Consider the following 8,791-nt stretch of genomic DNA (forward strand, 5'->3'; position numbering starts at 1 on the left):
CCGCCGTCGAGCCGCCCGCGAGCCGGCCGGGCCCACAGGTCGGCAGCGGCGTGCTCATGGCGCTCAGCGCCGCCGTCCACGCCCGCGAGGTGCTGCGCTTCGACTACGCCTCCGCATCGCCACCGGGAGCCACCGGCGACGGCCTCGCCGCGGCTCCACCGCGCCGGGCGCAGCCGCACCACCTCGTCACCTGGGGCGGGCGCTGGTATCTCGTCGCCTGGGATCTCGACCGCGAGGACTGGCGCACCTTCCGCGCCGATCGGATCACTCCGCGTACTCCCACAGGGCCGCGCTTCATCCCGCGCGAACTGCCCGGAGGGAACGTGGCCTCCTTCGTGGCCGGCAGGTTCCGAGGCTCCGACGGCTCCGACGACTGGCCCTGCCGCGGCGAGGTGATCCTCGGCCTGCCCGCCTCCGCCGTGTCCCGCTACACCCACGACGGAGTCGTCGAGGAACTCGGCCCTGACCGCTGCCGGCTCGTCCTGGGCTCATGGTCATGGCCCGGACTGGCCGCCGCCATCGGCAGATTCGACGCCGACATCGAGGTCGTAGGACCGGCCGAGCTCAAGGACGCCTTCGCGCGCCTGGCCCGCCGCTACGCCGACGCCGCGGCCGACGCGCCCATGACGCCGCCGATCCCATGAGCCAAGCGCACGTCGCCAGAAGGCAATTGAGGCGGTTGACGGCAGAGCGGCCTACGGCCCGTCCCTACGGCCTGTCCGGCGGGTCCTGTTCCACCAGGCGTTCCAGCAGCTCCTGGAAGTCCTCGCCCACCACGATCCGCAGCCCTTCGCCGTCCTCGTCCTCGTCGCTGAGCTGGGTGAGCGTGCCGCTCCGCCACCAGTAGACATACGGGCTGATGGCCCCCGGCGTGTCCTCGTACCCGGAGGCGGCGAAGGAGGCCATGGCGTTCAGCGACGGGATCATGGTGCTGTCGCGGATGACATGGAAGGCGAGCTGATGGCGGAACGGCATCGCGACCAGCGCGCCCTCCGGCGGAATCGGCCGGCCCGTGAGCTGCTCCACGACCGTCTCCAGGGCCAGGACCCGGCTCGCCGTGTAGAAGGAGTCGCCGAGCACCACCTCGAACCGGGTCCCGTCGGAGTCCTTGACGGTCTCGCGGCCCTCGACCGGCAGTTCACGGAGATTGTGCAGCGCACGCTCCCGCAGCTGCCGTGTCTCACCGAGCGGCTCCAGCGCCTCGTCGGTGAGCATCATGACGCTCTCGGGAAGATCGAGGGCGAGGACTTCGTACAGCCCCGGCGCGACGGAGCGCGCGTAGCCGAAGGTCTGCGGATCGAGACCGTCCTGGCTGATCACCCGTGGATAGAGCTGGGCGCGGATCTGCTCGGGAGCCAGGGTGTCCAGTGCGGAAGGAGCGTCCATGGTGCGCAGCACCATGCCGACATGCCGACGGATCAGTACGCCCCAGATACGCGGACCGCGGTCGTCGTTGTGGCAGACCGCCGCGAGATTGCCCAGACCGAACTGGCGTCCGGCGCTGTCCTTCGCCATGTCCGCGTAGAGCGTGACCTCCAGCCCTCGCTCGGCGAAGGCCTCCCGGACCTGGCCGCGGAACCGCGCGGCCTCGTCGGCCGAGAAGAAGGAGAAGGCGGGATCCCTCGGTGTCGTCTCGCGACTGTCACGCTTCGGTCCTCGTCGGAACAGCCCCACTCCATCGCCTCCGCTCATGTCCGGCCGGGCTCGGGCGATCGCCGCCCGCCGGTGATCGTCGTACCTCCGATGCTAGTCCGCCAGAGGGACAACGAGATCGGCGCGGTCCCGGCCGCGCTCCACGAGCCGGGCATTGGCCTCGTCGGACTCCCTGACCCAGCGCTCCGCGTACGGCCGGTCCTTGCCGTGGCGGACATGCCGGTCCACGAGCCTGCGGACGCGTATCACCGGATCGAGCTCCAGGAACCACACCTCGTCCAGGAGCGTACGGACCGGAGCCCAGGGACCGGCGTCGTGCAGCAGATAGTTGCCTTCGGTGATGACGAGCGGAGTCCCGGGCCCGACGGCGATGCTGCCCGCCACCGGTTCCTCCAGGGAGCGGTCGAAGGCGGGCGCGTAGACGACGGTGCCGGGCTCGGGCGCGCGCAGCCGGGCGAGCAGGGCGGCGTAGCCGGTGGCGTCGAAGGTGTCGGGCGCGCCCTTGCGGCCGGCCCGTCCGAGACGGTTCAGCTCGGCCTGGGCGAGATGGAATCCGTCCATGGGGACGAGTACGGCGAGCCCGCCGAGCCGGTCGACCAGCGCGGCGGCGAGCGTGGACTTTCCCGCACCGGGCGGCCCGGCGATACCGAGGATGCGGCGAACGCGGCGGCGGCCTGAACCCGACCCGTCGTCGGAACCCGACCCGTCGGAGTCCGCGAGCCGGCGGGCGCGGGCGGTCAGCTCGGCGATCTGCTGCGCATCCATGGCCGCATTCTTCCATCTTGCCCGGCCATCAGTCATACGTATAACGTCCCGCGTATGTCCTTCATCGCCCTCATCACCGTCGTCGTGGACGACTACGACAAGGCCATCGCCTTCTACACCGGCTCCCTCGGCTTCGAACTGGTCGAGGACACCGACCGCGGCGACGGCTCCCGCTGGGTCGTGGTCCGGCCGCCCGGCTCCGACGGCACCGGTACCGGCTCTGGCACCGGTCTGCTGCTGGGCCGCGCCAAGGACAGCGCCCAGCGGGCGAGCATCGGCGCGCAGACGGGCGGCCGGGTCGGCTTCTTCCTCTACACCGAGGACTTCGCCCGCGACCACGCGCGCATGCTGGCCGCGGGAGTCCGCTTCGTACGGGAGCCACGCCAGGAGCCGTACGGCACGGTCGCGGTCTTCGAGGATCTCTACGGCAACCTCTGGGACCTGCTCCAGCCCGCGTAGTGTCCCGCGTAGTGTTCGTCCTCGATCGCCGGACACAGCACGGCAGTCCGTCCGACGACGGAGCACACAGCGCGTACGTTCCGGGGCCGAGTGGTGCCGGGCGGTGTCGCGCCGGTACGGTCGGGCGCGAGGTCGGGGCGGGCTGCTGCCCGGTCCGTACGCCCGCGTGGCTTCTCCTCGGCCGCCGGGCCGCCTTCGCGCGTCTCGACGAACGCTTCCCCGCTCACCTGGTGGTTCGCTGACATGACGACCGTCATCCGCCCTTGCTGTGCCGGCCGCGCCCCGGCCGCGCGGCTGTCCGTACCGGCCGCACGGGCCGATATGGACAGGCCGGGACCGAAAGGGGCCGGCGCATGAGCCTGGCGCAGCTCCACTGCACCTCCGCCGTGCCGGGCGCGGACGGATCGCCCGTACCCGGCGGACCCGGCTTCCGCTTCACGGCGCTCACGCCCGGCGTCCCCGAGTCGCTCCTCAAGGAGGCCGAGCAGCTCCTCGGGTACGAGCCGCCGCCCGGCGCGCCACTGCGGGCGACCGCCGCCGAACTCACCTCGTTTCCGCAGTCGTTGAGCCACAGCGTGCTCTCCGACGGCAGCCGGCTGCTGGCCAGGGCGGTATACGCGGGAGCCGACTTCACCGGTGTCTGGGGAACCTTCCACGCCCATGCCGTGCGGCTGCCCGCCGACGCCGCGCTCTCCGCCGGAGCGCCGCCGATCAGCACCTGGGACTCACCGCAGTGGGTGACCGGTACGCCGGACGGCGGGACGCTCCCGCCGCTGGACCGGCCGCCCTTGTCGCGCGGCTTCGACCGGCGTGAGCTGGAGTCGTTCGCCGCCTCCCGCGCGCCGTGGCTCGCCCGGTTCTTCGCCGCCGTGCGCGGGCTGGCCGAGGAGGAGAGCGCGCCGCGGCTGGTCCTCGTGGAGCGCAACAGCGCCGATGTGGCCCGGTGGATCGCGCTGGCCTGCGCCGTACTGCCGGGCGCGAGCGCCCACCGGCTGACCTTCACCACCTATACCCGGCGCCCTCAGCGGGCCGGACAGCAGATCATCGGTGTGCTGCCGGACGACGCGCGGGAACTGACCGGGCTCGACCACCGTTACCGCGTGATCGACTGCACGGCGTCCCGGCCGACGGGCGCGGCCGGACCGGGCACTTCCGCCGGACCGGGCACTTCCGCCGGACCGGGCACATCGGCCGGACCGGGCACATCGGCCGGACCGGGCGCTTCCGCCGTGGACGCCTGGGCCGAGACCGCCGCGCAGATCTGGCTGGGCAGGGCTCCCGAGCTGTTCGCGGAGGCGGCGACGCTGCCCGGCGCCTATTTCGCTCCGGGCCCGCTCGCCGTTGTCGCGCTGTGTACGGGAATAGCCCCGGGCGCGAACGGCCGTACGGCGGCGGCCACTTGGGCGTACGAGCATGCGAACGCGCTGGACGCGCAGCGTCTTGAGCAGCTCGCCGAGGCCCTGACCGCGCCGACCGCGGACCGTGGTTCGGCCGAAACGGCCGCGCTGGCACGGCTGTTCGCGGTGCTCGGCGACCGGGCTCCAGCCCGTACGACCGCGCCGCTCGCGGCGCTCGTCCTGACGGAGGCCGTCCGTAATCCGGCCGCCGGGCTCGAACTGCCCGCTCTGCACATCGTGTCGCTGCCCGAGGACCTCAAGCGGCGCCTCGCCGATCAGCTCGCCCCGGAACTCCGCGCGGGCATCGCGGACGGCGCAGGACCTGACCTGGCCACCTCGACCGCTCCAGCCTCCACGGCCTCCCAGGCCGGCACCTCCAGGGCGGCGGAGCTGCTGCGCGTCGCCGAACTCCTCGGTGTGGACTGCGCGGATCTGCTGCCCGGTCTGGCCCGTCGGCTCTCGCGCGCGCTGATCGCGGATCCGGTGTCGGCGTACACGTCGGTCGTACGGACCGCGCTGGAGGAGTACTTCGATCTGCGCACCACACTGCTCAGCGAACTCGACGCCCTCGCCGCGGACGATCCGTCCGCCGCCGCCCGGCTGTTCGGCCGTATCGACCTTCCTCTCACGGAAGTTCAGGCCATACCGCATCTGCGGATGTGCGCGGAGGTGGCGGGCTCGGCGGGCCCGGCTGTCGCGGCGCCGGAGAACGGCGACCGCCTCGCGGTCCTCCGCTCCGTACAGCGCGCCTGCGGTGTCTCGCCGTTCGCCGAGCCGCTCGTCCTGCGCACCGCCGTACGGCTGGTGTGGGCCGAGGGCGCGCCGACTCCCGGCGAGGCGCGGTTGATGCTGGCGGAGACCGGCTCGGACGCCCACCGGACCGCCGGGACCTGGCACACACTCGTCCGGGCCGCGCTCGAAGGTCCGGGCGACAGCCCGGACTCGCCCGGTCTCGCGCACGATCTGCTGCGCGGCTTCCGCGAGGAGCTGGAACCGCGCGTACGGAGCGCCCTCCAGCTTCTCGAATACGCCGGCGAGCTCACGGCGGGCCGGGCCGCACCCGGCTGGACCGACCGGGCGCTGGCGCTGCGCGCCGCGGCGGAACCGGTCGAACCGGGCGTGCTCGACCAGGTGTTCGGGGCCCTGTGCCGTCAACTGCTCTCCGAGCAGCGGCCGGAGGGAGAGCTGTACGCGCTGGTCCACAGCGGCGACGCGGAGCTCACCGCCGCGTACCGCAGGGCCGCCCATGACGAGCCCGTACGCGAACGGCTGCGTACCGTACCGGCTTTCGCGGCCCACTGCTTCACCACCTGGACCGCGCTGCCCGGCGCGAACAAGACCTGGGACGAGACCCGCGCGGCCCTGCTCGACAAGGTGCTGCGGCCGGCCGTACGGGCGCTGCCCGCCGCCGATGTCGCCGCCGTCGAGCGCTGTCTGGAAGGTACGGGCGACCGCAAGGCGGAGGAGTTCAGAACGTGGAACCGGCCGGGCGCCCTGGGCCGGCTGGGCATCCGCTTCGGCACCCGTACTCGTCCATGACCGGTCCATGACCGGCGCATGCCGATGAACGGGCCCGGTCACGGCCGCGAGCTCAGCCCTGGTCAGGACTGAGCTCGCGCCGGCTCGGCTCGCGCCGGAGGTCAGGTCCCGTCGAAGGTCAGTTCTCGTCGGGAGTCAGTCGCAGTGAGATCGAGTTGATGCAGTACCGCTGGTCCGTCGGGGTCGGATAGCCCTCGCCCTCGAAGACATGGCCGAGGTGCGAGCCGCAGCGCGAGCAGCGGACCTCGACGCGGACCATGCCGTGGGAGCGGTCCTCGATCAGTTCGACCGCGTCCGTGTCCTTCGGGTCGTAGAAGGACGGCCATCCGCAGTGCGACTCGAATTTCGTGTCGGAGCGGAACAGCTCGGCGCCGCACGCGCGGCAGGAGTAGACACCGGTGGTTTTCGTGTCCGTGTACTCGCCGGTGAAGGCGGGCTCGGTGCCGGCCTTGCGGAGCACCTGGTACTCCGCGGGCGACAGCTCCGCGCGCCACTGCTCGTCCGGCTTGTCGATGTCGTACGACATGCGCTCTCCTCAGTCGGTCAGACGGGCCAGGATGTGCGGACCGAGGTCCGTGACATCTCCGGCGCCCATGGTGAGAACGAGATCACCGGGTCCCGCCATTCCCGCCACGGTGCCGGCGACCGCGTTCTTGTCGGACACCGCCGTCACCGCGGCGCCCGCCGCCTCGGCCGCGTCGGTGATCAGGGCGCTGGTGACACCGGGAATGGGATCCTCGCGGGCCGGATAGATGTCCAGGACCAGCGAGGCGTCGGCGAGGGCGAGGGCCTGGCCCATCTCGGTGGCCAGCTCCTGCGTACGGGAGAAGAGGTGCGGCTGGAAGACGACCAGCAGCCGGGAGCCGGGAGCCGCGGCGGCGCGCATCGCCTCCAGGTCGGCCGTCATCTCGGTGGGATGGTGCGCGTACGAGTCGATCACCTGGACGCCCGCGGCCTCGCCCTTGAGCTGGAGGCGGCGCTTGACGCCGGTGTACGCGCCGAGGGCCGAGGCCAGATTGTGCGCGGGAAGGCCCAGCGCGACACCGGCCGCGAGGGCGGCGACCGCGTTGTTGGCGTAGTGGCGGCCCGGGACCGAGACGGTGAAGGTCAGCGGACGGCCGTCGAGCAGTACGGTGACCTCGCTGGTCAGCCCTCGTGCGGTGATCCGGTGGACCCGTACGTCCGCCGTTTCGGCCTCACCGTAGGTGATGACCTCGACCGTGGCCGGACCACCGGCCGCCGACCGCGCGCGGACCCGTGACGTCAGCTCGACCGCGCCCGGCTGGTCGGCGGAGATCACCAGTGTGCCGCCCGGGACGATCTTGTCGGCGAACGCCTCGAAGGACTCGTAGATCTCGTCCATCGACGCGTAATTCGCGTGGTGGTCCAGCTCGACATTGAGGACGATCGCGACCTCGGGATCGTACTTCTGGAAGCTCCGGTCGCTCTCGTCCGCCTCGGCGACGAAGATCTCGCCCTCGCCGTGCCGCGCGTTCGTACCGGGCCCGGCGAGATCGCCGCCGATCGCGTACGACGGATCGAGGCCCAGCTCGGTGAGGGCGACGGCCAGCATGGATGTCGTGGTCGTCTTGCCGTGGGTGCCCGCGACGGCGATCGGCCGCAGTCCACGCATCAGCGAGGCCAGCGCGTCCGAGCGGTGCACCACGGGTACGGAGAGCTCCGCGGCCCGCGCCAGCTCCGGGTTGTCGGCGCGGATGGCGCTGGAGACGACCACGCACGACGCGTCGTCCGCGAGATGCGCCGCGGCGTGGCCGATGTGCACGGTGGCACCCAGGGCCCGCAGCGCCTCCGCGGTCTCCGACTCCTTGGCGTCACTGCCCGCGACCTTGGCGCCGCGCTGGGCGAGGATCTTCGCGATACCCGACATGCCGGCGCCGCCGATACCGATGAAGTGCGGTCGTTCCATGTCGGCGGGGACAGCGGGGGCCGGTGCCATACGTGTTTCTCCCAGGTGCGCGAGCGACAAGAAAACGTGTCGTCCCAGCCTATTCGCTGTGGGCGAAGAGTTTGAGCACCGGTACGCCGACCTTGTGACGCGCCCGGGACGCCCAGTCCCGGTGGAAGAACTCCTCCACATAGTGCGGCTCGGTCAGCACGATCACCTCGTCGGCGCCCGACGCCTCCACGACTTCCTTGAGATGGTCGAGCGGATGCTCCTCGACCACCTGGCCCGTGGCCTCGGAGCCCTGGGCGCGCAGCCCGGCCAGGGATGCCTGGAGGGCCAGCTCCGCGGGCTCCCGGGCCTGCGCGCCCTCCGGTGTCCCGCCCTCCCGGGCGGCGTCCCGCAGCTCGCCGAGCGCGACATCGTCGATGGCGCGCAGCAGCACATCCGCCTGATCGCCGCGGGGCTGCATGAGCACGACGAAGGACACCGGCTCGTCGCCATGGAGCGTGGTGACGAACTCCACGTCCTCGGGCGTCAGGGGCTTCTCGATCATCAGTACGCTTGTGAACACGACAGGCGCCCTTCGTCTTCATGGACCGTCCGGCCCCACTGCTGAAACCATCCTTCCCCGTGCCCGCACGGGGTCTGCGAGAGTAAGTCTGCCCACCGGAAGCTAACCGGAACGGCGAATTCCGCTGATTGTCAGACGCGGCGGATTGTCAGACGCGGCGGTACCGGGTGAAGAGGAATCCGTCCTGCTCCAGGAGCGATACGAGAGCGAACCGTTCGGGTACGGCGGGACCCGGGCCGCCCGCGATGCGCTGCGCGTATCCGGCCGTCAGCGTCGGAGACACCGTCAGACACACCTCGTCCAGCACGCCCGCCGCCACAAACTGCCCGAGCAGCCGTGGCCCGCCTTCGGTGAGCAGCCGTACGAGGCCGCGTTCCGCCAGGGCGTGTACGGCACCGGCGGCGTCCACGCCCGGTCCCTCACCGGCGATCACCACCTCCACGCCGGCCTTCTCGGCGGCGCGGAGCCGGGCCGCCGGTGCCTCGGCGCCGGTGACCAGGA

Annotated in this window: 9 protein-coding genes; 3 read left to right on the forward strand and 6 right to left on the reverse strand. The window is 71.9% G+C overall.

The window, feature by feature from the left end:
* On the forward strand, positions 1-644 hold a 644-nt coding region (locus tag GA0115259_RS20210), incomplete at its 5' end, for a helix-turn-helix transcriptional regulator (protein ID WP_141716629.1).
* 64 nt (positions 645-708) lie between these two features.
* On the opposite strand, the gene GA0115259_RS20215 is transcribed toward GA0115259_RS20210, so the two are convergent.
* Both GA0115259_RS20215 and GA0115259_RS20220 read right to left on the reverse strand, forming a co-directional pair.
* Positions 709-1,674 carry a DUF1444 domain-containing protein gene (locus GA0115259_RS20215; protein WP_093599031.1) on the reverse strand — a complete coding sequence of 322 codons (966 nt, stop codon included), beginning with the start codon at positions 1,672-1,674 and terminating at the stop codon, positions 709-711.
* A gap of 72 nt (positions 1,675-1,746) precedes the next feature.
* Complete coding sequence (locus tag GA0115259_RS20220) at positions 1,747-2,418, reverse strand: nucleoside/nucleotide kinase family protein (protein ID WP_093599034.1); 672 nt, start codon at positions 2,416-2,418, stop codon at positions 1,747-1,749.
* A gap of 54 nt (positions 2,419-2,472) precedes the next feature.
* On the opposite strand from GA0115259_RS20220, the gene GA0115259_RS20225 reads away from it, so the two are divergent.
* Positions 2,473-2,877, forward strand: a complete 405-nt coding sequence (locus GA0115259_RS20225; protein WP_093599037.1) for a VOC family protein — start codon at positions 2,473-2,475, stop codon at positions 2,875-2,877.
* 353 nt (positions 2,878-3,230) lie between these two features.
* A complete protein-coding gene (locus GA0115259_RS20230) occupies positions 3,231-5,813 on the forward strand; it encodes a GTPase-associated protein 1-related protein (RefSeq protein ID WP_093599040.1) in 2,583 nt (860 codons plus the stop codon).
* Between the two features lie 118 nt (positions 5,814-5,931).
* On the opposite strand, the gene msrB is transcribed toward GA0115259_RS20230, so the two are convergent.
* The 4 genes from msrB to GA0115259_RS20250 form a co-directional block, all read right to left on the reverse strand.
* Positions 5,932-6,339, reverse strand: coding sequence for a peptide-methionine (R)-S-oxide reductase MsrB (gene msrB / locus GA0115259_RS20235; protein WP_093599043.1), 408 nt, complete (start codon positions 6,337-6,339; stop codon positions 5,932-5,934).
* A 9-nt stretch (positions 6,340-6,348) separates the two neighbouring features.
* Positions 6,349-7,770, reverse strand: coding sequence for a UDP-N-acetylmuramate--L-alanine ligase (murC, locus tag GA0115259_RS20240; RefSeq protein WP_093599046.1), 1,422 nt, complete (start codon positions 7,768-7,770; stop codon positions 6,349-6,351).
* 49 nt (positions 7,771-7,819) lie between these two features.
* The gene (locus GA0115259_RS20245) at positions 7,820-8,290 is read right to left on the reverse strand and encodes an indole-3-glycerol phosphate synthase (RefSeq protein ID WP_093599049.1); all 471 of its coding nucleotides are present in this window, start codon (positions 8,288-8,290) and stop codon (positions 7,820-7,822) included.
* A gap of 148 nt (positions 8,291-8,438) precedes the next feature.
* Positions 8,439-8,791: dihydrofolate reductase family protein (locus tag GA0115259_RS20250; RefSeq protein ID WP_176732600.1), on the reverse strand; the 353-nt coding region annotated here is incomplete at its 5' end.

The organism is Streptomyces sp. MnatMP-M17, assembly GCF_900091995.1.
Classification (GTDB): domain Bacteria; phylum Actinomycetota; class Actinomycetes; order Streptomycetales; family Streptomycetaceae; genus Streptomyces.

What these genes read in the sequence shown, in the direction of transcription:
- GA0115259_RS20220 (WP_093599034.1), bottom strand. Translation starts at nt 2,418, where the DNA reads ATGGATGCGCAGCAGATCGCCGAGCTGACCGCCCGCGCCCGCCGGCTC.
- GA0115259_RS20225 (WP_093599037.1), top strand. Translation starts at nt 2,473, where the DNA reads ATGTCCTTCATCGCCCTCATCACCGTCGTCGTGGACGACTACGACAAG.
- GA0115259_RS20230 (WP_093599040.1), top strand. Translation starts at nt 3,231, where the DNA reads ATGAGCCTGGCGCAGCTCCACTGCACCTCCGCCGTGCCGGGCGCGGAC.
- msrB (WP_093599043.1), bottom strand. Translation starts at nt 6,339, where the DNA reads ATGTCGTACGACATCGACAAGCCGGACGAGCAGTGGCGCGCGGAGCTG.
- murC (WP_093599046.1), bottom strand. Translation starts at nt 7,770, where the DNA reads ATGGCACCGGCCCCCGCTGTCCCCGCCGACATGGAACGACCGCACTTC.